13 protein-coding genes are annotated in these 22,881 nt (G+C 70.6%); 8 read left to right on the top strand and 5 right to left on the bottom strand.

Going from position 1 to position 22,881, the window contains the following annotated elements; all coding sequences use genetic code 11:
- Positions 1-113 precede the first annotated feature (113 nt).
- From sbnA (AC5L35_RS25170) to AC5L35_RS25155, 4 genes are all read left to right on the top strand, one after another.
- On the top strand, positions 114-1,127 hold the full coding sequence (sbnA, locus tag AC5L35_RS25170; protein ID WP_495062153.1) for a 2,3-diaminopropionate biosynthesis protein SbnA: 1,014 nt from the start codon (positions 114-116) through the stop codon (positions 1,125-1,127).
- A gap of 1,491 nt (positions 1,128-2,618) precedes the next feature.
- Positions 2,619-3,593 (top strand): 2,3-diaminopropionate biosynthesis protein SbnA, encoded by a 975-nt coding sequence (sbnA, locus tag AC5L35_RS25165; protein ID WP_495062152.1) that lies wholly within the window; start codon positions 2,619-2,621, stop codon positions 3,591-3,593.
- A gap of 788 nt (positions 3,594-4,381) precedes the next feature.
- A complete protein-coding gene (locus tag AC5L35_RS25160; protein ID WP_495062151.1) occupies positions 4,382-7,405 on the top strand; it encodes a Pls/PosA family non-ribosomal peptide synthetase in 3,024 nt (1,007 codons plus the stop codon).
- A gap of 328 nt (positions 7,406-7,733) precedes the next feature.
- Positions 7,734-8,936, top strand: coding sequence for a heparan-alpha-glucosaminide N-acetyltransferase domain-containing protein (locus AC5L35_RS25155; RefSeq protein ID WP_495062150.1), 1,203 nt, complete (start codon positions 7,734-7,736; stop codon positions 8,934-8,936).
- 104 nt (positions 8,937-9,040) lie between these two features.
- On the opposite strand, the gene pepN is transcribed toward AC5L35_RS25155, so the two are convergent.
- Positions 9,041-11,647 (bottom strand): aminopeptidase N, encoded by a 2,607-nt coding sequence (gene pepN, locus AC5L35_RS25150; protein ID WP_495062149.1) that lies wholly within the window; start codon positions 11,645-11,647, stop codon positions 9,041-9,043.
- 169 nt (positions 11,648-11,816) lie between these two features.
- Here pepN and AC5L35_RS25145 point away from each other — a divergent pair, with 169 nt between their 5' ends.
- Positions 11,817-12,431 carry a mycothiol-dependent nitroreductase Rv2466c family protein gene (locus tag AC5L35_RS25145; protein WP_495062148.1) on the top strand — a complete coding sequence of 205 codons (615 nt, stop codon included), beginning with the start codon at positions 11,817-11,819 and terminating at the stop codon, positions 12,429-12,431.
- A 77-nt stretch (positions 12,432-12,508) separates the two neighbouring features.
- Here the strand turns inward: AC5L35_RS25145 and AC5L35_RS25140 are convergent, their stop codons facing one another.
- Entirely contained in the window at positions 12,509-12,943 is a 435-nt protein-coding gene (locus AC5L35_RS25140; protein ID WP_495062147.1) for a CBS domain-containing protein, read from the bottom strand.
- A 346-nt stretch (positions 12,944-13,289) separates the two neighbouring features.
- On the opposite strand from AC5L35_RS25140, the gene AC5L35_RS25135 reads away from it, so the two are divergent.
- Positions 13,290-13,886 carry a transglycosylase family protein gene (locus AC5L35_RS25135; RefSeq protein WP_495062146.1) on the top strand — a complete coding sequence of 199 codons (597 nt, stop codon included), beginning with the start codon at positions 13,290-13,292 and terminating at the stop codon, positions 13,884-13,886.
- A 75-nt stretch (positions 13,887-13,961) separates the two neighbouring features.
- Positions 13,962-15,551, top strand: a complete 1,590-nt coding sequence (locus tag AC5L35_RS25130) for a serine/threonine-protein kinase (protein ID WP_495062145.1) — start codon at positions 13,962-13,964, stop codon at positions 15,549-15,551.
- A gap of 22 nt (positions 15,552-15,573) precedes the next feature.
- Here AC5L35_RS25130 and AC5L35_RS25125 read toward each other — a convergent pair whose 3' ends face one another.
- Positions 15,574-17,448: a S9 family peptidase gene (locus AC5L35_RS25125; RefSeq protein WP_495062144.1), complete on the bottom strand. Its 1,875-nt coding sequence runs from the start codon at positions 17,446-17,448 to the stop codon at positions 15,574-15,576.
- 19 nt (positions 17,449-17,467) lie between these two features.
- Positions 17,468-19,249 (bottom strand): N-acetylglutaminylglutamine amidotransferase, encoded by a 1,782-nt coding sequence (locus AC5L35_RS25120; RefSeq protein WP_495062143.1) that lies wholly within the window; start codon positions 19,247-19,249, stop codon positions 17,468-17,470.
- Between the two features lie 146 nt (positions 19,250-19,395).
- On the opposite strand from AC5L35_RS25120, the gene AC5L35_RS25115 reads away from it, so the two are divergent.
- On the top strand, positions 19,396-20,187 hold the full coding sequence (locus AC5L35_RS25115; RefSeq protein WP_495062142.1) for an LLM class flavin-dependent oxidoreductase: 792 nt from the start codon (positions 19,396-19,398) through the stop codon (positions 20,185-20,187).
- A 16-nt stretch (positions 20,188-20,203) separates the two neighbouring features.
- Here AC5L35_RS25115 and AC5L35_RS25110 read toward each other — a convergent pair whose 3' ends face one another.
- Positions 20,204-22,780, bottom strand: coding sequence for a glutamate--cysteine ligase (locus AC5L35_RS25110; protein WP_495062141.1), 2,577 nt, complete (start codon positions 22,778-22,780; stop codon positions 20,204-20,206).
- Positions 22,781-22,881: the final 101 nt, after the last annotated feature.

Raw genomic sequence — 22,881 nt, 5'->3', positions numbered from 1 at the left:
TCTACGACGAGGTGACCCGCTCCGGCGAGTTGCACGTCGTCGACGACTTCTTCCACGAGCTGCGCCGGTACGGGTGAACGGCCGAGTGCTCTGCTGAAATTGAGGAGGCCATCGTGCCAGTTATATCCGTTCCGCAGGCCTTCAACGAGGATGAGCTCTACGTCGACCTCCGACGAATCTATGGGCGTTCACTCTTCCTCAAGTGTGAAGGTTTCAACTTCGCAGGCTCGATCAAGCTGAAAGCCGCGGCCGAGATGGTGGAGGCCGCTGAACGCGACGGGCTCCTCAGGCCGGGATCGATACTGGTCGAGTCGTCCTCCGGGAACCTCGGCGTGGCGCTGAGCATGATCGCCGCGAGCAAGGGCTATCGGTTCCTGTGCGTGACCGACTCCCGCTGCAACCTGTCGACCAGGTGGTTGATGGAGGCACTGGGCAGTCAGGTGCACGTCATCACCGAGCCGGACGTCCACAGCGGCTTCCTCGGTGCGCGGCTCACGTTCGTCCGCTCGCTGTGTGCCTCTGACCCCCGGTACGTGTGGCTGAACCAGTACACCAACCAGGACAACTGGAAAGCGCACTACCGCAGGACCGCGCCTGCCATCGCCCGCCAGTTCCCTCGCCTGGACGTGCTGTTCGTGGGCGCGGGCACCACCGGCACCCTGATGGGCTGCGCGCGCTTCTTCCGGGAGTGGCACCGCCCGGTCCGGATCGTGGCGGTGGACAGCGTCGGGTCGGTGACCTTCGGTGGTTCACCAGGCCGTCGCATGATCCCCGGCCTGGGCACCAGCGTTCCTCCTCCGCTGCTCGACGAGTCCTACATCGACGAGGTCATCCAGGTCGAGGAGGCGGACACCATCCGGGCCTGCCACCGGCTGGCCCGCAGCGGGTTCCTGTTCGGCGGCTCCACCGGCACCGCGGTCAGCGGCGCGATGAGCTGGCTGGCCCAGCACGACGCGGGCGACCTCACCTCGGTGGCCATCGCCCCCGACCTCGGTGAGCGCTACCTCGACACGATCTACCAGTCCAACTGGGTGCACGACCTCTACGGCGAGGACGTGCTCAACTCCGCCGAAGAGATGACGGGCGGTACCCGGTCGGTCCGGCCACGGGAGCAGATCCCCGGCTGACCGGCTCCAATGGGGTGATGTGTCGCTGTCGTGTGGAACGGACTGTAGCCAGTGCGGACGCCACCGGCGGACAATTCGGTGAATTCCCACCAATGGGACGAAGATCGTCACGACGATCTTCGCCGCCAGGTCATACTCCCTCGCATTGGGGTGGGAGTCCCGTTCTCGGACGGCCGAGCGAGTGAATGCGCGGCCATCGCGAAACGCTGCTCGTCCCACCGGCGACTCCTCCCGGCGCTTCTCCGGTGGAGAGGCCCGACAACAGGAGATCGCTTGCTGCAAGAAATCGTGACCTTGCTCGGCCGTCGTCATGGCAGGTGAGGATGTGCCGACCGCCGCGCGCACCGCGAGAACGGCGCTGCGGGCAGCGGCCCCGATGGCGCTGGCCGGTGTGGTCTGCGTGGCCCTGCTGCTCTCGGTCACGGCCGCAGTAGCGCTGTCGACCGGGGCGACTCCGCGTGTGCCGACGCAGTCGGTCCCGATCCCGACATGGCCGTCGACCGAGCCGAGCACGGCCACGGTGCCGGCCATGGCGCCGCCGGCCGCCGGACCCGAGATTCCGCCTGCCCCGCCGGACGTCGCCGCCGGGCCACGGGCCCGGGAGCCCTCCGTGCGCCCCACACCGCGCGCGGCCCAGGTTCCGACGCGGCCTGCGCGGACCCCACGACCGAGCGCCCGGCCGGAACGGCCGACCGGAGAGGCGCCTCGGGCGCAACCGAGGAGACCGGCGACCCCGAGAGCGGGGATCGGCCCGCAGACCTCGGAGGACGATGATCCGGACACGACCTCCGCGGTGTCCGAGTCGCCATCGAGGTCGCCGTCGAGGACGCAGTCGAGGTCGCCGTCGAGGACGCCGTCGAGGACGCCGTCGAGGACGCCGTCGCGCTCGGCAACGCCGTCGGACGAGCCGGATGCGACCTCGGCGGAGCCCGACGAGGAAGAGTCGACCACGGCGGGCAACTGATGGCCGATCCGAGGTGATTCTTCGCGGTCGGCCCGATCGCCCGCTATATCCACTTTCCTGCCCGGTAGCGGATGATCGTTTGCACGAATTCGCTCAGCGCGACCGGATTCGGCGGAAATCTCGATCAATCCGGCTCGGCCAGGCGCGCCAATGCCAAGGACTTGATCCGCTCCCGTCGCTGGTGGTCTGCGCCACAGTGGTGAGCCGTCCGAACCTGGAAGACGTGTTCCGATCAGAACGCAACCCGCTGGGGCTGAACGTGTAACTGCGCAATGTCGCGCTGGAGATCGTGCTCAGGTCGACCAATATCGTGGACGATGTCGAGCATTGTCTCAAGGTTACGGAACCGGCAGACCGGCTCGTTGCATTCTCGCCCTCGGGTGTCGGGTGCTCGACCTCGCAGTAGTCATGTACGTCTACGACGAGGTGACCCGCTCCGGAGAGCTGAATGTCATCGGTATTTCTTTCATGAGCCGCGTCGGTACGGGTGAGCGGCCGGATGCTCTGCTGCAGATGAGGAGGCTATCGTGCCTGTGATCTCCGTTCCCCAGCACTTCAACGAGGACGATCTCTACGTCGACCTGCGCTCGATCTTCGGGCAGTCGCTGTACCTGAAGTGCGAGGGAATCAACTTCGCCGGTTCCATCAAGCTCAAGGCCGCGAGTGAGATGATCGAGGCCGCCGAACGGGACGGGATCCTGACCCCGGGGTCGATCCTGATCGAGTCGTCGTCCGGCAACCTGGGCGTCGCGATCAGCATGATCGCGGCCAGCAAGGGATACCAGTTCGTGTGCGTGACCGACTCCCGGTGCAACCTCTCCAGCAGGCGACTGATGGATGCGCTCGGCAGTCGGGTGCACGTCATCTCCGAGCCGGACCCCGTGGGCGGATTCCTCGGTGCGCGAATCGACTACGTCCGCGCGATGTGTGCCTCTGACGCCCGATACGTGTGGCTCAACCAGTACTCCAACCCGGGCAACTGGCAGGCGCACTACCGCACGACGGCGCCGGCGATCGCTCGCCAGTTCCCGCTGCTGGACGTGCTGTTCGTCGGAGCCGGCACGACCGGGACCCTCATGGGGTGCGCCCGCTTCTTCAAGCAGTGGCACCGCCCGGTACGGATCGTCGCGGTGGACAGCGTGGGCTCGGTGACCTTCGGTGGTGCTCCTGGCCGCCGCATGATCCCCGGCCTGGGTACCAGCGTTCGACCGCCGCTGCTCGACGAGTCCTACATCGACGAGGTGGTGCTCGTCGAGGAGGCGGACACCATCCGGGCCTGCCACCGACTGGCCAGGCGCGGCTTCCTGTTCGGAGGCTCCACCGGCACGGCGGTCAGTGGCGCGAACCGCTGGCTCGAGCAGCACGGCTCGCCCGACATCACCGCGGTGACCATCTCCCCTGACCTGGGAGAGCGTTACCTCGACACCGTTTACCAGACCAACTGGGTGCACGACCTGTACGGCGAGGACGTGCTCGCCGAGGAGTCCGTCGTCGGTGCCTGACGGCCTGATCGTGATGCACCCGGTGCGGCCCACCGATGACGAGTCGCTGCACATGCAGACGGATGTGGCTCACCGTCGAGTCACCCCGGCTGCGGCGATCGTGGCCTGATCGACGGCCACACCGGTAGCACCGCACCATCGTCGATCCCGCCCGTCAGTGGGTCTCTCCTGACCCGCCCCCGTCTCCGCCCCGCTGGGAACGCCGGTCGGCGTCCGCCGGGCAGGACACGTCAGGCGTAGCACGTGCTGGTGGCCCATTCCGTGGTCTCCCGGCGAGAGCCTCTGTAGTCGGCGCTCTCGACCGTCTCGTGTCTTCTCGCCACTCGGTGAAGCCGCACCGGCCCTTTTCTGCCGCTCGGCCGATCCGACCGCCGGGACCGCGCGCGCTTCCGTCATTGCCGACCAATCGGGGCGTCTGCCGGACTCATCTTGCCCGCCCCGCCCTGCGGTGGCGTCGATCACAATGGTGAGCCGACGCGGTGCCGGCGCCGTGGTTCCCAGAATAAGGCAGTCCGACTGGGCTGGAGGAGTCTCGCGCGACGCCGCGCCGGAGACCGTGCAGCGGACACCGTAATCGTGTCCCATTGTTTTCGGGAACGTGATCGTTGGCCGGTTTCGCTGGAGTTCGGGTGCAGCGGCAGTGCCTGCAGGGGAATTAATGATGCGATACCCGTGGGCATTCAGGAAATCACTGCGGGAGCTTTTCTCGCGGGTCCCGAGTGCTCGTGGTTCGCAGGCGTTCCCGCATGCCGCCGGCATGACCACTTTGACTGAAGGAGCTCACGTTCGTGACCGACGTCATTGATCGCACTGCCACTCGAGCCGGCCGTCCCGGCCCGCTGCCGAGCACGGAGAAGCTGCTCGCCGACGTGCTCGCCGACGTCATGAAGGTCGAGCGGGTGGAACCGGAGAGCAACGTCTTCGACGACCTTGGCGCCGATTCACTGGTGATGGCTCAGTTCTGCGCCCGGCTCCGGAAACGGCCCGATCTCCCGACCGTGTCGATGAAGGACGTCTACCGCCACCCCACGATTCGAGGCCTGGCCGCCGTCTTCGCGGTGCCCCCGGGCCCGGCTCCGACGCCTCGGCCGACGCAGGCGCCCAGGCCGATGCCGATGCCCAGGCCGGCTCCGGCGCCCGATCGGTCGGCCGTCTCGCCCACGGTTCCCCGGCCTGCGCCGACACCCAGGCGGCGGGCTGCAGCGCCCCCGACGGCTGCTACAGCCCTTGCGACGGTCCTGGCCGAGGTGGTGGGAGTGGAGCGGGTGTCGCCCGACAGCCACTTCTTCGACGATCTGGGCGTCGACTCGCTGGTGATGGCCCGGTTCTGCGCCCGGCTCCGGAAGCGGCCCGATCTCCCGACCGTGTCGATGAAGGACGTCTACCGGTACCCGACGATCAGCAGCCTCGCAGCGGCGTTCGCCGAAGCCGCGCCCGTGGCTCCCGCTGTGTCCACGGCTCCCGCCGCGCCCGTGGCCTTCGTGGAACAGCCGACCGTGTGGATCCGGCGCGTGGCGCCGGCCGGCACTGGACCCGCGGCCGGCACGGATCCCACGGGCAGCGCGGATCCCGCTGCCGGCGCCGAAAGCGCGGCCGGCCCGGCCGGCACGACGAAGCGGGCGGGCACGCTGCAGTACCTCTTCTGCGGTGCGCTGCAGGCGTTGGTGTTCCTCGGATACTCCTACCTCGCCGGACTGATCATCGACGCGGGCTACAACTGGGTCTCATCCGGCTCCGGCCTGGTGGCGGTCTACCTGCGGGCGCTGGAGTTCGGTGCCGGGACCTTCGCCGTTCTGAGCCTGCTGCCGATCGTGCTGAAGTGGGTGCTCGTCGGGCGGTGGAAGGCTCAGGAGATCCCGATCTGGAGCATGAGGTACCTCAGGTTCTGGATCGTCAAGACGATGATCCGCGCGAACCCGCTGCTCCTGTTGATCGGTGCCCGCTCACGCACGAGCACGGCCTCGCCGATCCTCAACCTCTACCTGCGGGCGCTCGGCGCCAAGATCGGGCCGAACGTCGCGATCTTCTCCCGCACGTTGCCGGTGTGCACCGACCTGCTCACCATCGGGGAAGGCACGGTGATCCGCAAGGACTCGTTCTTCTCCGGCTACCGGGCCCATGACGGCGTGATCCAGACAGGGCCGGTGACCCTGGGCAAGAACGTGTTCATCGGGGAGATGTCGCTGGTCGACATCGGTGTGTCGATGGGCGACGGGGCGCAGTTGGGCCATGCCTCCTCGCTGCACAGCGGGCAGGCCGTGCCGGCTGGCGAGAGCTGGGACGGGTCGCCCGCGGAGCCGAGCGGCGCCACCTACCGCGTGGTCGAGCGGGCGCCGGGCGGCAGGCTGCGGAGCGCCTGTTTCGGGTTCTTACAGGTTCTGTCGGTGCTGGTGGTGGCCATGCCGCTGCTGGTCAGTGCCCTCGTCCTGCTGCTGGGTGAGGTTCCGCAGCTCAACACAGTGCTGAACCCCGGACCGTTGGCGCTCGCGACGTGGACGTTCTACCGCGACATCCTGATCGCCTCGGCGGTGCTGTTCGGCGGCTTCGTGGTGGTCGGCCTGCTCGTCGTGGGCACCATTCCGCGCCTGCTCAACCTCGCGATGACGCCTGGCAAGGTCTATCCCCTGTACGGATTCCACTACGGGCTGCACAAGTCGATCGCGCGGATGACCAACGTCCGGTTCTTCACCTGGCTGTTCGGTGACAGCTCCTACATCGTGAACTACCTGCGCTGGATCGGCTACGACCTCGGCAAGGTCGTGCAGACGGGGTCGAACTTCGGCATGGAGGTGCGCCACGAGAACCCGTTCCTGTCCGCCGTGGGCAGCGGGACGATGGTCGCGGACGGCGTGTCCTTCATCAACGCGGACTTCTCCAGCACGTCCTTCCGGCTCTCGCGGGTAGCACTGGGAGCGAACAGCTTCCTCGGCAACAACATCGCATACTCCGCGCAGAGCGCGGTCGGCGACAACTGCCTGCTCGCCACGAAGGTGATGGTTCCGTCCGATGGCAAGGTCCGGGAAGGCGTGGGTCTGCTGGGTGCACCCAGCTTCCCGATCCCGCGATCGGTCGAGCGGGACGTGAAGGCGAGTCGCCTGAGCAGGGTGGAGCGGCGCCGCAGCCTGGCCACCAAGAACCGGCACAACATCGTCACCATGGCGCTCTACCTGATGGTCCGGTGGATGTTCCTGTTCGGGGTCCTGCTGCTCGACGCCGCCTCCGCGGAGCTCTACTTCGGGTGGGCGAGCCAACTGGCGCTGGCGCTGTCCAGTGTTGTCACCATCCTCTTCACCGTCTGCTACTGGGTGCTCGTCGAACGTCTCGTCATGCGTTTCCGCAGCTTGGAGCCGCGGATCTGCTCGATCTACGACAGCGCGTTCTGGCGGCACGAGCGGTACTGGAAGGTGCCGGCTCAGACCTACATCCAGCTCTTCAACGGCACTCCGTTCAAGGGCATGGTCTGGCGCATGCTGGGCGTGAAGGTCGGCCGCCGTCTCTTCGACGACGGGCTCACGATGACCGAGCGCACGCTCGTCACCATCGGCGACGACTGCACCCTCAACCTGTCCAGCAACGTCCAGTGCCACTCGCAGGAGGACGGCGCGTTCAAGTCCGACCGCTCCACCATCGGCAACGGCTGCACGCTCGGGGTCAACGCGTTCATCCACTACGGCACCACCGTGGGCGACGGCGCCGTGATCGAAGCGCACTCGTTCCTCATGAAGGGCGAGGAAGTGCCGCCCCGCGCACGGTGGAGTGGGAACCCCGCGTCGGAGGTTCGAGAGGGCCACCACGAACTGGGCGTCGCCTGACGCGGTGGTCCTCGCCACAGTGCCGAGCAGATCGCGCCCCGGCAACGTGTGGTGAGGAGGCGCGCAGCCGCGCCTTCGTTCGTTCTCCGTCGATCGACGACGCCGAGCGTTGCCCGAAGGATCGGCACCTCGGCGCATCCGGACCGCCCCGGCACCCGGGCGAACACTCCGCACTGTCAGAGGGGAAAACAGTTCTCGTGGTATTCGTTTCCTGGCTCCGTCGACATGCTTCACACCGGCTACTTCCCGCAATCCGCGCAACCGTCATTCCGGAAACGTGAACGCCCGAATCGGCCGGGACCGGATGAACCGTGGAAGTGGTGGGCAGATGACCGAGGGCACAACAGTGACAGAGGGCCGTGCGCCGGCGGGCAGGCCCCGTATCGAGGGTGTCGACCTGGCCAGGGGGTTGGCCCTGCTCGGAATGATCGCCACGCACGTGTTCGACGCCGTCGGCGACAACGGGGCGCCGACTGCGGCCACCATCGTGGCGGCGGGCCGCTCCGCCGCGTCGTTCGCGATGATCGCGGGGGTGAGCCTGGCGCTCATCTCCGGACGGCAGCAGCCGTTGGAGGGGCGAGACCTGACCGCCATACGCACGGGCATCGTGGTGCGCGCCGTCGTGATCGGGGTGATCGGTCTCGCGATCGGCTTCAGCGACGACGTCGACATCATCCTTCCCTACTACGCCGTGCTGTTCCTGCTCGCGATTCCGCTGCTCCGGTTGCGGCCACGGGTGCTGGTCCGCATCGCGATCGCGCTCGTGGTCATCGCGCCACTGCTGTACATGGCGATGATCTTCGCCGGCCTCCCCAGGCCCGACGACAACCCCACGTTCACCACCCTGTTCACGGACCCGGTCGGCCTGTTCCAGGTGCTGTTCCTGACCGGCTACTACCCGGTGCTGGCCTACCTCGCCTACCTCTGCGTGGGGCTCGCCATCGGGCGTTGTGACCTGTCGTCGCCGCTGGTGGCCCGCCGCCTGCTGGTGGGCGGGATCGCGCTCGTGGTCCTGGCGTGGGCCATCGCGTTGCCCCTGCTGTACGGGCTGGGCGGTATCCACACGCTGGCCGCGGCCGGGGACTTCGACGACGGCCCGGCGTCGTCCTTCCTCCTGTGGGACGGGGACGATCTCGACCCGATCAGCTCGTGGTGGTGGCTCGCACTGCCCGCGTCACACTCCACCAGCTGGATCGACATGATCGACACGGTCGGTTCCGCGATGGCGGTGATCGGAGGCTCACTGCTCCTGGTGCGCGTTCCGCTGGTCGCGCGTCTGCTGCGGCCGATCACGGTGGTGGGGACGATGGCTCTCACGATCTACACCGCGCACGTGCTGGTGCTCGCCACCGGCGTGCTGGACGACGAGCCCGGGCTGCTGTACCTCCTGCTGATCGTCGGCGCGGGCGTGTTCGCGCTGCTGTGGCGGCGGTTCGTGGGGCAGGGCCCACTGGAGAGGCTCGTGGCGGAACTCTCGGGCACGGCACGACGAGCCGTGCTCACCGCCCGCCCGGTCGAGCGGCGCGTGTAGCGCCGCAACCCGGCGACGTGGCAACCGGCGTGATCCGCGGGGGCGGACCTGCACCGGCTGCCACGTCGCCGTGACGTGTCGCCGTGACGTGTCGCGGCGGCGCCTCAGCTCCGGTCGAACTCCCGTGCACCCAGCGCCCGGACGATCCCGGCGCGGCCCTCGGACACGAGCCGCCGCAGTGCGGGCGGGTGTGACTCGTCGGCCAGCCAGGCGTCCGCGACCGCCACCGTGGACTGCTCGACGGCCCAGGACGGGAACAGTCCGAGTACCACCGACTGAGCCCGCTCGCTGGTGCGCCGTGACCACACCTCGGCCACGTCGTCGAAGTAGCGCTGGACGTAGGCGCCGAGCATGCCGCGCTGCGCAGGGTGACTGAAGCCGCTGATGATGGCTTCCTGCACGGCGTTGGGGATGTCGTCGTCGTGCACGGCACGGGCCCAGGCCCGTTCCTTCGCCTCGGCCGTTGGCACCAGCGCGCGGGCCCGCTCGGCCTGCCGCTGGCCGGTGGAGGTGGGGTCGCGCCGCAGCTCCTCGTCGATCTCGGCCTCGCCGGCGGCTCCGTGGGCGACCAGTGCGTGCAGCAGCCGCCAGCGCAGGTCGGTGTCCAGCGTGAGCCCGTCGGGAACGTCGGGGTTGTTCTCCGGTTGGCGCAGCCAGCCCGCCATCCGGTCGACCACGCTGCTCGGCAGCACGCTCGCGGCGAGCGCGTTGACCGTGGTGAGCTGGGCGTCGGAGCCCGCCGGGGCGGTGTCGAGCCGGAACCGCAGTGCGTCGACGAGCAGCGGCCAGCCGCGGTCGCCCGCCCACCGGGCCTCGGCGTAGGAGGCCAGTGCGGTCTGGGCCTGCAACAGCAACCGCTGCACGACCCCGATCTCGGACTCGGCCCCGAAGCCGCCCGCGACGAGCGCGACGAAGTCGCGTGCCTTGAGCTCGGCCTCCCTGGTCATCTCCCAGGCCGCCGACCAGCACAGGGTGCGTGGCAGCGGTTCGGCGATGTCGCCGATGCGATCGACGAGCGTGGCGAGCGAGTCGGGATCGAGGCGCAGCGCGCAGTAGGTGAGGTCGTCGTCGTTGACCAGCACGAGCTTGCCCCGCGGCACGCCGACCAGCTCCGGCACCTCGGTGCGCTCACCGGTGACGTCGACCTCCACCCGGTGGGTGCGGACGAGCTTGCTCCCGGCCTCCTCGTCGGTGTCGTCGTAGACGCCGACCGCGATCCGGTGGGTGCGCACCTCACCTGCTCCCGGCCGGGCACCGCCCTGCACCACCTCGAAGCGGGTGAACCGGCCCTCCGCGTCGACCTCGAACGACGGCCGCAGCAGGTTCAGCCCGGTGGTGCGCAGCCACTGGGCGCCCCAGCCGGAGAGGTCGCGGCCCGACGACTTCTCGAGCGCTCCCAGCAGGTCGTCGAACGTGGCGTTGCCCCAGGCGTGCGCCTCGAAGTAGCTGCGCAGCCCGGCGAGGAACGGTTCGAGCCCGACGTAGGCGACGAGCTGCTTGAGCACCGAGGCGCCCTTGGCGTAGGTGATCCCGTCGAAGTTCACCTCGACGGCCTGCAGGTCGGGGATGTCGGCCGCCACCGGGTGGGTGGAGGGCAGCTGGTCCTGCCGGTACGCCCACGACTTCTCGACGTTGGCGAACGTGGTCCAGGCCTCGGTGTACTCGGTGGCCTCCGCCTGGCAGAGCACGGACGCCCAGGTGGCGAACGACTCGTTCAGCCACAGGTCGTCCCACCAGCGCATGGTGACGAGGTCGCCGAACCACATGTGCGCCATCTCGTGGAGCACGGTCTCGGCGCGGCGCTCGTAGAGGAAGCGTGTGACGCGGGAGCGGAAGACGTAGTCCTCCAGGAACGTCACCGCGCCGGCGTTCTCCATGGCGCCGGCGTTGAACTCCGGCACGAACAGCTGGTCGTACTTGCCGAACGGGTACCGCACGCCGAAGTTGCGGTGGTAGAAGTCGAAGCCCTGCCTGGTCTCGGTGAACAACCGGTCGGCGTCCATGTGCGGGGCGAGCGAGGCGCGGCAGTAGATGCCGAGCGGGATCTCGCCGTGCGCGTCGGAGTAGGTGGCGTGCCAGTCGGCGTAGGGGCCGGCGATCAGGGCCACCAGGTAGGTGCTCATGATCTCGCTGGTGGCGAAGCGGTGCACCGCGGCACCGCCCTCTCCCTCGCCGGTGTCCTCGATGACGGCGTTGGAGATGACCTTCCAGTCCGCGGGCGCGGTGACCGTCAGCGTGTAGCGGGCCTTGAGGTCGGGCTGGTCGAAACAGGCGAAGAGCCGCTTGGCGTCGGCCGTCTCGAACTGCGAGTAGAGGTAGACCGCGCCGTCGACGGGGTCGACGAAGCGGTGCAGGCCCTCGCCCGTGTTCATGTACCGGCCCGTGGCCTCCACCCGCAGCTCGTTCTCGGCGGCGAGCGAGGGCAGGGCGATGCCGTCGTCCTCGCGGTAGCCGGAGACGTCGAGCGACTCGCCGTTCAGGGTGGCCGAGGCGACCTCGGCCCCCACGAAGTCGATCCAGCTGTCGGCACCGGGCTCGCTGGACCGGAAGCGGACGGTCGTGGTGGTGGTGAACGTCGCCTCGCCGGCCATCGCTTGTCGACCGGCGAGCCCGCCGCCGTCGGTCAGGTCGAGCTCGACCGTGTAGTCGGCGACCTCCAGCAGCGCGGCCCGCCGCTCGGCGTCGGCACGGGTCAGGTTGGGCGGGGGCATGCGGTCTCGGTACTCCTACCTCGGGTCGGCACAACACGGCACAGTGGCTGTCGATCCAACCACGACTCCGCGCCCGATGCGGCCGAGATCGGTGGAACGGGAATCCCGTCATGGATGCCCGGGTTGCTGTGGATGGCTAACCACTGCGCGTGTTCGATGGGAGAAATCCGTGACGAGCTCCGAGACTGCCCACGTCGACTTCTGGTTCGACCCGCTCTGCCCCTGGGCCTGGATCACGTCCCGCTGGATGCTGGAGGTTCGCGAGGTCCGCGACGTCCGGATCGACTGGCACGTGATGAGCCTGTCCGTGCTCAACGAGGGCCGCGATCTCCCGGAGAACTACCGCGAGACGATGGACCGCGCGTGGGCGCCGGTGCGCGTGGCGATCGCCGCGGCCCGTGACCACGGCCCGGAGATCCTCGAGCCGCTCTACACCGCACTCGGCACCCGCATCCACAACCAGGGCAACAAGGACTTCGAGGTCGTCATCAAGGAGGCGCTGGCCGAGCTGGAGCTGCCTGCGTCGCTGGCCGACGCGGCCACCAGCACCGAGTTCGACGAGGAGCTGCGCGCCAGCCACAACCGCGGCATGGAGCCGGTGGGCCTGGACGTGGGCACCCCGACGATCCACATCGACGGCGTGGCCTTCTTCGGTCCCGTGATCTCCAGGATCCCGCGCGGCGAGGAAGCAGGCCGCATCTTCGACGGTGCCCGGCTGCTGGCCAACTACCCGCACTTCTTCGAGCTCAAGCGGACCCGCACCGAGGGCCCCGAGTTCGACTGATGAGCACGTGACAGCGCTCCCGCACGCCGATCCGGTGGGCGGGAGCGCTGCCCGGGAGAAGCGTGAGCCCCGGTGGATCAGTAGCGGGCGATCACAGCGTCGCGCAGCACGCCCGTCTCCAGCTCCATCTCCCTGAGGCGGTTCTTCACGAGGTCACCGATGCTGACCATGCCGACCAGCTCGCCGTCGACCACGACGGGCAGGTGGCGGTAGCGGCCGGCGGTCATCCTGGCCATCGCCTTGGCCACCGTCTCGTCGGGGGCGCAGGTGCTGACATGGCGGGTCATGACCTCGCTGACCTGTTTGGTGAGCAGAGCGGCGCCGTCCCGGCCGAGCGCGCGGACGATGTCGCGCTCGGACACGATGCCGCGGATCGCGCGGTTCTCGTCGCACACGAGGACGGCTCCGACGCCGAGCCGTCCCAGTCGTTCGACGACCTCGCCCACCGTGAGCCACGGCAGCACGGAATGCACGGTCCGCCCCTTTGCGGTGAGAATGTCCGAGATCTTCATTTGCTCTCCGCCTTCTCAATCGTCGTCATAGCACTCCCAACAGATGATCCTCCGTCACCCCCTCTTACGGGTGGCTCGGTCGCCCTGGTCACCCTCACGGCGTACGACTGGTGAGGAATGCCGGAATCGGTGCGCCCAGCGGTCGTGGGCAGCCGGAGGAGTCCGTCCCGGGTGACCGGTAACGGACGTGAACTGTGCCGGGGACGAGTCCCGTGGCCGGTGAGCGCGTTCGGAGCGGCTTGACCTGCGCGGGCCCGGCACCGGCCGGCACGTGCCGGCGGGTACCCCGATCGCGGGCTGCGCCGTTCGGCCCCGGGCGGCTCACCCGTCTGCCTAGCGTCCGCCCGTGCCTCGCCCGCTCCCCTCCGGTGCCGTACTGCCGCCGGTGCTCGCCGCGCTCGCCGCGGCCGTCGTGCTGGGCGCCGTCTTCGGGGCCCGTGCTGTGGGGGAGGCCGCCGTGGAGGCAGGCGCCAGTGTGCCGGGATGCGACGGCTACGTCACCGGCGCGGCGGTGCGGGCGCGCAGCGGTACGAGCGCCGAGCCGGGCAGCGGGACGCTCGCCGAGGCGTTGCAGAGGTGCCGGGACCGCGCCATGCCGCCGACCGCACCGTCCCCGCCACCCCCCGCTCCTCCGCCCTCCGAGGCTCCCCGGCCCGCCCCTCCACCGCCCACGGCTGCCCCGGCGGCCGGCGACCCGGTGTGGGACCGGCTGGCCGACTGCGAGTCGTCCGGCAACTGGGCGATCGACACCGGCAACGGCTACTCCGGAGGGCTGCAGTTCGATGCCGCCACCTGGCGGGAGTACGGGGGCGGCGAGTTCGCCGTCGCGGCGCACCGGGCCACGCGGGAGCAGCAGATCACCGTCGCCGCCCGGGTGCGTGACGACCGGGGAGGGTACGGGTCGTGGCCTGCATGTGCGCGCAAGCTGGGCCTGCCGTCGTGACCGTGCCGTGGTCACGGAGCGCGACCGGGACCGCGTGCACAGCAGCAGTAGTGGTCATCGCTACCCTGACGGGCGATGAGCGAGCGCTCGCAGTCCGAAGAGACCCCCATCCGCGTCGGCAATAGGTATCGCCTGGACGAGCGGATCGGGGCTGGTGCCATGGGCGCTGTGTGGCGCGGCACCGACGAGCTGCTCAACCGCACGGTCGCCGTCAAGGAGCTGCTCGCCGCCGCGGTCGCCCCCGGGCCGGGAGGCGAGGACGCCCTGGAGGAGTCGCGCCAGCGGATCCTGCGGGAGGGCCGGATCGGCGCGCGGCTGCAGCACCCTCATGTCATCAGCATGTTCGACGTGGTGGTGCACGAGGACCGGCCGTGGCTGGTGATGGAGTACCTGCCATCGAAGTCGCTGGCCCAGGTGCTCGGCGAGAAGGGTGCGCTGGAGCCGCGGGAGGTCGCCGACGTGGGCCGCCAGGTCGCCGACGGGCTGGCCGCGGCCCATGTGGCGGGGGTGGTGCACCGCGACGTCAAGCCGGGCAACGTGCTCCTCGCCGAGGACGGGCGCGTCAAGCTCACCGACTTCGGCGTCTCCCGCGCCGTCGACGACGTGCAGCTCACCCGCACCGGCCTGATCGCGGGCACCCCGGCGTTCCTCTCGCCGGAGGTCGCGAGGGGCGGCGAGCCGACGGCGGCGTCCGACGTGTTCGCGCTCGGCGCCACGCTGTACGCGGCGGTGGAAGGCACCCCGCCGTTCGGTCTCGACGACAACGCGTATGCGCTCCTGCACAAGGTCGCGATGGGTGACGTGCGCACCCCGAAGCAGTCCGGCCCGCTCACCGGCGTGATCATGTGGCTGCTCAACACCGATCCCTCCGAGCGTCCCTCGGCCACGCAGGCCCGCGACGCGCTCGCCGCGGTCGCGGAGGGCCGTTCCGGCGGTCCGGCGATGCCTGCTGCGATGCCGGCGGCGCTCACGGCCACCAGGGTCGCCACCACCGCCGCGATGGAAGCCGTGCCGCCGGCGGCGGCGCCGCCACCGGGCCCACCGTCCACTCCGGTCGCGCCGATGCAGCACCCGGAGCCCGGTCCCCGCCGCAGGCCGCGCATGCCCGTGGTGCTCGCCATCCTGGCGGTGCTGCTGGTGGGCGGCGGCATCACCGCCGCCATCCTGGCGTCGCGCGGCGGCGGCGACGCGGCCACGCCCCCTGCCGTCCCGCCCGCCGCCAGCGCTACGGAGGCACCGCCGACCGCCAGCGCCGAACCGAGCGTGGAGCCCACGACTCCCCGCACGGAGCCGAGCCGCACGCCGAGCCGCACGCCGGAGCCCACCACCGGGTCGGAGCCACCGCCTGCCGACCAGGCGCCGCCCAGCGACCCGGTCGCGTTCGTCCAGAACTACTACTCCCTGCTCCCGGGCAACACCGACGCGGCGTGGGCACTGCTGAGCCCCACCGCGCAGCAGCAGTCCAACGGGCGGAGCGGCTTCGACGGCTTCTACGCGACGCTGCGGTCGGTGGGTGTGGAGAACGCCCGGCAGGTCGGCGACAGCACCGTGGAGGCCACGGTGGTGTTCACGGAGAAGAGCGGCACCACCACCCGCGAGGCCTACCGGTTCGTCATCGGAACCGACGACGACGGCCGGACGATCATGGAGTCGTTCAGCAAGTAGCCGGGAGAGGGGAGCGGACCGCTCAGGCGGTCTGCTCCCCCACCTCGTTCAGGTGCGCGGTGACCCACCGCACCACCTCACGGACGAACACCATCTTGTTCTCGGTGCCGCGTACCTCGTGGCCCTCGTCCGGGAACAGCAGGAAGCCAGGAGACGCCCCGCGCTCGCGCAGTGCGTCCACCACCTGCTGGGCCTCCACGAGCGGCACGTTCGTGTCGTGGGTGCCGTGCACCACCAGCAGCGGCGCGGTGATCCGGTCGACGCGGTGGATGGGGGAGAGCTCCCGCAGCAGCGCGGCGTCGGTGTGGGGGTGGCCGTACTTGGTGGTGGCCGCCTCGGCGATCCACGGCTCGGTGCAGGCGTAGAACGTGGCGAAGTCGGAGATGCCGCAGATGTCAACGCCCACGGCGAACAGTTCCGGGAACCAGGCCAGCGAGACGAGCGCGAGGTAGCCGCCGTAGGACCGGCCGGACACACCGACGCGGCCCGGGTCGGCGAGCCCGGCCGAGACGAGGAAGTCGACGGCGGCCCGCACGTCGGTGATGGCGACGAAGCGCCGGTCGTGGTCGTCGGCGGAGGCGAAGCTGCGTCCGTAGCCACCCGACCCGCGGACGTTCGGAGCGAAGACGGCGACGCCCTCGGCGAGCAGCGCCTGGAACAGGGGTTGGAAGGTGGGCCGCTCCTGGGCCTCAGGGCCCCCGTGCAGCCACAGCAGCGTGGGGAGCGGTCCGAGCACACCTGACGGCCGGAACAGCCACCCGGACAGCAGCAGCCCGTCCTCCGCCCGGAACTCGTGCAGCGTGGGCGGCACGAGCGCGTCGTCGGCGTTCGCCACCGCAGGCAGGAGCGGCGTGGCGTCGGCGTACGTGTCGAGCCCGATCCGGCTCAGGTGCGGCGGCACGGTGGAACCCTCGTCGGCGGCGAGCAGGGCTCGGCCGTCCCGGCTGAACGCCAGCCCGGTGACGACGTCGCCGGGCACGGGCACCACGGGCTCGAGCATCCCGGAGCGCAGGTCCAGCAGTTCGACCTCGCTGCGCCCGTCGACGTTCCAGACCAGCGCGGCGCGCACGCCACCGGGGTCGAGCGCCACGAGGTCGAGGTCGTCGTCGGGACGCTCGGCGATCGCGTAGACGGTGGACACGCCGCTGCTGCCCCGCAGGGTGACAGCGAGCAGTGCGGGCCGCTCACGGCCCGCGTCGCTGTGGACGTAGAGCTGACGGCCGGTGACGCCGAACCGCGCGTCCGCGACGGTGGCGCCGCCGGGTAGCAGCTCCGTGCGGCGACCGGACCGCAGGTCGACCAGTTCGAGACGGCGCTCGCCGCGGCGTCCGAGCCGGACCACCGCGCGCCTGCCGTCGCCGCTCACGGCGCAGACCTTGGCGGCCGGGCCGGCGGCGAGCACGGTGGAGGTGCCGTCGCGCAGGTCGATCAGGCAGGCCTGCCCGTCGCCCGCGCCTTCCGGGAAGACCGTGATGCCGAGCTGCCGGCCACCGTGCGACCACGCCCCGAGCGTGACGGCCGCCGCCCCGGGCGCGAGCTCACGCGTCTGCATGCCGTCGGGGGCGAGCAGCTGGACGCGCGTGCGCTCGCCGCCGTACAGGGCGGTCTGACACGCCAGCCAGGTGCCGTCTGGTGACCAGGTGAGGGCCTGCACGTCGCCGTCGGTGGGCAGCGGGGCGTCGGGTTCGACGATCGGGCCGCCGTCGGGGGGCAGCGGTGCCACCCAGGCGCGTGGCCTGCCGTCGCGGTCGGAGACCCAGGCGATCATCGCCCCGTCGGGCGAGGGCACCGGGTTGAGGTAGGCCGTGGGGAACAGATGGCCGTAGGAGGCGCCGGCGAGGTGCGCGTCGGCACCACCTGCCAACTGCGCGAGTCGCCGCTCGGTGAAGTCCGACACCCCTACATGGTCCATTTCCCTACAGCCCCCTCTCCTGAAGCCACATCTCGAGCAATGCCACCTGCCACAACGCATTCGATCCGAGGTTGGTTCGCGCGGTGTTCGGATCGGCGAGCATTGTGTCCAACCAGTCCCGGCGCACCAGACCGCGGGCCTTCGCCACGGGGTCGGTGACGGCGTCGCGTACCCGGTCGAGGAACGGTCCCTCGAGGTGTCGGATCGCCGGCACCGGAAAGTACCCCTTCGGCCGGTCGATGATCCCGTCGGGGACCACGCCACGCGCGGCTTCCTTCAGCACACCCTTCCCGCCGTGGGCGAGCTTGAGCTCCGGGGGACAGGCCGCGGCCAGCTCCACGAGCTCGTGGTCCAGGAAGGGGACGCGGGCCTCCAGGCCCCACGCCATCGTCATGTTGTCCACGCGCTTCACCGGGTCGTCGACCAGCATCACCGTGGAGTCCAGCCGGAGCGCGGCGTCGAGTGTCTCGTCGGCGCCCGGGGCGCCGAAGTGCTCGGCGATGAACGCGCGGCTCGGGTCGTGGTCGAGCAGCCACTCCGGTTCGAGGATCCCCGCGAGGTCGGAGTGGGGCCGGTCGGTGAACTGCTCGGCGTAGGCCGCGACACCGCGGTCGCGGGGCACCCCGGCCAGCGGCGGGTACCAGCTGTACCCGGCGAACACCTCGTCGGCGCCCTGCCCGGACTGCACGACCGTGACCGACTTCGACACCTCCTGCGACAGGAGGTAGAACGCGACGCAGTCGTGGCTGACCATCGGTTCGGCCATCGCCGTGATGGCCTCGTCGACGGCGGGCAGCATCCGCGCGGGGTCGACGAGGATCTGCTGGTGGTCGGTGCCGAAGTGCTCGGCGACGAGGTCGGAGTACTCGAACTCGTCGCCTGCCTCGCCCGCCGCCGCGTGGAACCCGACGCTGAACGTCTTGAGGCCGGTCTGGCCCTCGGCGGCGAGCAGCGCGACGACCAGCGAGGAGTCGAGCCCGCCCGAGAGCAGCACGCCGACGGGGACGTCGGCCACCATGCGCCTGCGCACCGCGACCCTGAGCGACTCCAGCACCGCGTCGCGCCAGTCGTGTGCGGTCATCCCGGAGTGCTCGGGACGGCGGGTGTGCTCAGGGCGCCAGTAGACGTGGTCGGTGCTCGTGCCGTCCGGCCTGATGGTCCGCACGGTGGCCGGGGGGAGCTTGCGTACCCCGCTCAGGATGGTGCGCGGGGCCGGCACCACCGAGTGGAAGCTCATGTAGTGGTGCAGGGCGACCGGGTCGATCGAGGTGTCGATGCCGCCGCCCTCGAGCAGCGCGGGGAGCGAGGACGCGAACCGCAGCCGTCCCGAGCCCTCGGTGAGGTAGAGCGGCTTGATGCCCAGCCGGTCGCGGCCCAGCGTCAGCACGCCGGTGTCGCGGTCGGCCACGGCGAAGGCGAACATGCCCAGGAAGCGTTCGACGCACGCCGGGCCCCAGTGCTTGAACGCCTTGAGCAGCACCTCGGTGTCGGACGTGGAGAAGAAGCGGTAGCCGGCGGCCTCCAGCTCCTTGCGCAGCTCCCGGTAGTTGTAGATGAGCCCGTTGAACACGGCGGCCAGCCCGAGCTCGGGGTCGACCATCGGCTGGGCCCCGCGCTCGGAGAGGTCGATGATCTTCAGCCGGCGGTGGCCGAGCGCGATCGCACCGGTCGAGTACACCCCTGACCCGTCGGGCCCACGGCGGTGCATCTCGGCGGTGATCCGGGCGACGGCCTCCACATCGGGATCACCGCCGTCGAACCGGATCTCACCGGCGATACCGCACATGCGCGCGTCCTCTCGCTCGTCGGCCGCCCGGCGCGTCCGGACGTCGAGGGTTGAGTGGACGATGCGGTGGCCCGCCTGCGCAACCCACGGTTTGTTTCCAGTGTGTGACCAGAATCTCTCTGGACTCAGCGTGATGGACTTGCGCCATGAACGAACCGACTCTCGGCGTCACGTTCCGTCCGCAGTCACCACCCGAACGTCTCCGTGAGGTGGCAATCGCCGCCGAGGCCAGCGGCGTGAGCGAGCTCTGGCTCTGGGAGGACTGCTTCCTGGAGGGCGGGCTCACCGCGGCCACCGCGGCGCTGGCCTGGACCGAGCGGCTGCACGTCGGCGTGGGCCTGCTGCCCGTCCCGCTGCGGAACCCCGCCGTGGCCGCGATGGAGATCGCCACGCTCGCCCGGCTGTTCCCCGGCCGGTTCCTGCCCGGGCTCGGGCACGGTGTCCTGGACTGGATGGGTCAGGTGGGGGCCAGGGCTGCGTCGCCGATGACCCTCCTGCGTGAGCACAGCAGCGCCGTCCGCCACCTGCTGCACGGCCGGACCGTCGACGTAGACGGCCGCTTCGTCCACCTGGAGCGGGTGGCGCTCGACTGGCCACCCCAGATCGTGCCGCCGCTGCTGATCGGAGGCAGGGGACCGAAGACCCTGCGGCTGGCCGGCGAGGTCGCCGACGGCGTCATCCTCGACTGCATCAGCTCGGCGAGCCAGGTCCGCGACGCTCGGGAGCACGTGGCGGAGGGCCGGGCAGCGGCCGGCCGGACCGGGGCGTTCCGCACCGTCGTGTACATCGAGCTGGACACCGCCTCCGCCGGGCTGCAGGGGCAGGTCGACGACTGGGCAGGCCAACTCGGAGCCGTGGGTGCCGACACCGTGGTGTTCCAGGGGACGGGCGAGAACCCCGACCCCCGACCGCTGCTGGAGGCCTGCGGCTCCCGGTAGCTCCGCCTGCCCGCCGTCAGCGCAGTACCCAGGTGTCCTTCGCCCCGCCGCCGCGTGAGGAGTTGACGATCATGCTGCCGGCCGGCGCGACCCGGCTGAGCGCCGCCGGAAGCACGTCCACCTGGGTGCGGTCGCCCAGCCGGGACTGCAGCACGAACGCCCGCAGGTCCACGGCGCGCGGCTCCAGCCTGCCGCCGGAGAACGTCGGGTGGGTGGACAGCCTCACCAGGTCCTGCGCCACCCATCCGGCGGGATCGGCGCGCACGGCGTCGGCCAGTGCCGCGAGCTCGGCACGGTCGGCGTGCGGCCCGATCACGATGCCCTGCCCGCCGTACCCGTCCACGGGCTTGAGCACGAGCTCGTCGAGCCGGTCGAGCACCTCGGCCCGGCTGTCCGCGTCGACGCACGGGTAGGTGGGGACGTTGTCGAGCAGGACGTCCTCGCCCAGGTAGTAGGAGATCATCTGCGGCACGTAGGCGTAGACGAGCTTGTCGTCGGCCACGCCGTTGCCCATCGCGTTGAGCAGGGCGACGTCGCCCCGGGCCACCGCGTTGCACAGCGCCCGTCCGATCGGGCGCATGTCGGCGCCCTTGGCGCCCAGCAACGCGCGCTCGTCGAGACGTCGGTAGAGAGCGGAGAGCCGCTGCCGTGCGCCGGAGCCCACGAGGTAGACGCCGTCCTCGGTGACCTGCAGGTCCCGGGGCGTCACCAGCGGGATGCCCATCCGCTCGGCGAGGAGCCGGTGCTCGAAGTAGGCCGAGTCCGCCTGCCCGGCCGAGAGCAGGGCGACCTCGCCGAGAGCGGGGTCGTCGGACTCGGTCGCCGAGAGCAGGGCCGAGTGCAGCTGACCCGGCACCGGCTCCAGCCCCACGACGCCAGCCGGTGGCTCCAGGTCGGGCATCACGCTGCGGACGAGGCGCCTGCTCGTGATCGAGTAGCCGATGCCGGAGGGCACCCGCAGGTTGTCCTCCAGCACGAGCCAGTGGTCGGCCCGGTCCCGGACGAGGTCGATGCCGGCCACCGCGATGCGCACGGCGTCGGCCGGGAAGAGCCTGCCGAGCCGGCTGCGGCCCGGTGCGTCGCGCACGACCTGGGCCGGGATCACCCCGTCGGTGACGATCTGCTGCTTGCCGTAGACGTCGCGAACGAACTCCTCCAGCGCCCGTACCCGCTGCGTGAGCCCGGCGGTGAGGCCTGCCCAGTCCTCGGCGGTGACGATGCGCGGGATGAGGTCCAGCGGGAAGAGCCGGTCCGGTTCCCCGTCGCCGACCCGGAACGTGACGCCCCGGGCGCGCTGCTCGGTGCGCAGCGCCGACTCGGCTGCCGTGAGGCCACGCGGCCCGAGCCGGTCCAACGCCCGGAACATCCAGCCGTAGTGGGGCAGCACCGTGCCACCCGCGCTGACGGCCTCGTCGAACGCGCGGGTGTCAGAGCCGTCGGCGTGGTAGCCGAGGAGCAGCTGAGGGGTGCTGGGGACGGTGGGCGCCGGCTCGTGAGCGGGCGCGCGGCCCTGCGTGTGGGCGAGCAGCGCGTCGACCACGTCGGTGAGCTCACCGCGGCGGCCGAACGCCCGGCGTTGCACGGCGGCGCCACTGCCGCGGGCCAGCGTGGCCTGCGACAGCTCCAGCACCTGCTCCCAGTCGCCGAGCTCCTCAAGCTGGGGCCGGAGCTGGTTGACGAGCTGGCCCACCAGCAGCGGCGGCGACACCAGCGCCGGCCCGACGAGGTCGACGAGGTCGCCCTCCAGGCCGGAGCGGGCCGCTCGCCAGGTGGCGGCCCTCAGCAGCTCGTGGCGGGACTCGGGCAGCGGCAGCCCGGCCGCGAAGTCCTCCCTGGCCTTGCCGACCAGCGCACGGAAGAGCCCGGCGATGAGCACCACGTCGTCGACCTGGGGGCAGGCGTCACAGACCCGCAGCTCGACCGTGGGCAGGTGGGCGCTGGGCCGGATGTCGAAGTAGACCATCCCGGGGTCGCTGATCGTGCCGGACGCGATGAGGTCGGCGACCATGGCGTCGTACTCCGCCGCGGTGGACACCGTGGCAGGCGGACCCGCGGTGGGCCAGCGCGACCACACCATCGACCGGTAGCTGGCGTAGCCGGAGTCGTGGCCTCGCCAGTACGGCGAGCTGGCCGAGATGGCGAGCAGCAGCGGCAGATAGGGGGCGACGCGGCGGACCACCTGCACGGCCTCGTCGCGGTCGGGCACGTCGACGTGAACCTGGGCCCCGCAGATGTGCTGCTCCCGCACGAGCATCTGGTACTCGTGCTGCATCTTCTCGTAGCGGGCGCCCGCCGAGATGGCGTCCCCCGACAGCTCGGCGAGCGGGACGGTCCCGGCCGCCACCAGACCGAGGCCGAGGGGCTCGGCCACGGACTCCAGGGTGGAGCGCAGCCGGCGGAGGTGGCCGCGCAGCTCGTCGAGGGTGCCGCAGACGGGCGTGTTCGTCTCGACGAGGGAGCGCTGCAGCTCGGGCGCGAACTCGGCGCCGTCGAGCTGCGCGAGCAGCGACTCGACCTCGGGCGCGGCGTGGCGGGTCTCCAGGTCGACGACGTGGAACTCCTCCTCGACACCGAGCAGGGGGAGATCGCTCATGACGGCGACGCTAGGAGACGCGTGTTACGGCCGTGCTGCTGTGGTGCTACTCCGAGGTGCTGGCACACGCCTGCACTGTGCCCGTTCGTGCGCGACACGAC

It is taken from the genome of Pseudonocardia sp. OZ21 (assembly GCF_059359135.1).
Note: the sequence above shows the minus strand (reverse complement) of the source record. Positions and strands in the feature narration are given on the sequence as shown.

What these genes read in the sequence shown, in the direction of transcription:
- AC5L35_RS25155 (WP_495062150.1), top strand. Translation starts at nt 7,734, where the DNA reads ATGACCGAGGGCACAACAGTGACAGAGGGCCGTGCGCCGGCGGGCAGG.
- pepN (WP_495062149.1), bottom strand. Translation starts at nt 11,647, where the DNA reads ATGCCCCCGCCCAACCTGACCCGTGCCGACGCCGAGCGGCGGGCCGCG.
- AC5L35_RS25140 (WP_495062147.1), bottom strand. Translation starts at nt 12,943, where the DNA reads ATGAAGATCTCGGACATTCTCACCGCAAAGGGGCGGACCGTGCATTCC.
- AC5L35_RS25130 (WP_495062145.1), top strand. Translation starts at nt 13,962, where the DNA reads ATGAGCGAGCGCTCGCAGTCCGAAGAGACCCCCATCCGCGTCGGCAAT.
- AC5L35_RS25120 (WP_495062143.1), bottom strand. Translation starts at nt 19,249, where the DNA reads ATGTGCGGTATCGCCGGTGAGATCCGGTTCGACGGCGGTGATCCCGAT.
- AC5L35_RS25115 (WP_495062142.1), top strand. Translation starts at nt 19,396, where the DNA reads ATGAACGAACCGACTCTCGGCGTCACGTTCCGTCCGCAGTCACCACCC.
- AC5L35_RS25110 (WP_495062141.1), bottom strand. Translation starts at nt 22,780, where the DNA reads ATGAGCGATCTCCCCCTGCTCGGTGTCGAGGAGGAGTTCCACGTCGTC.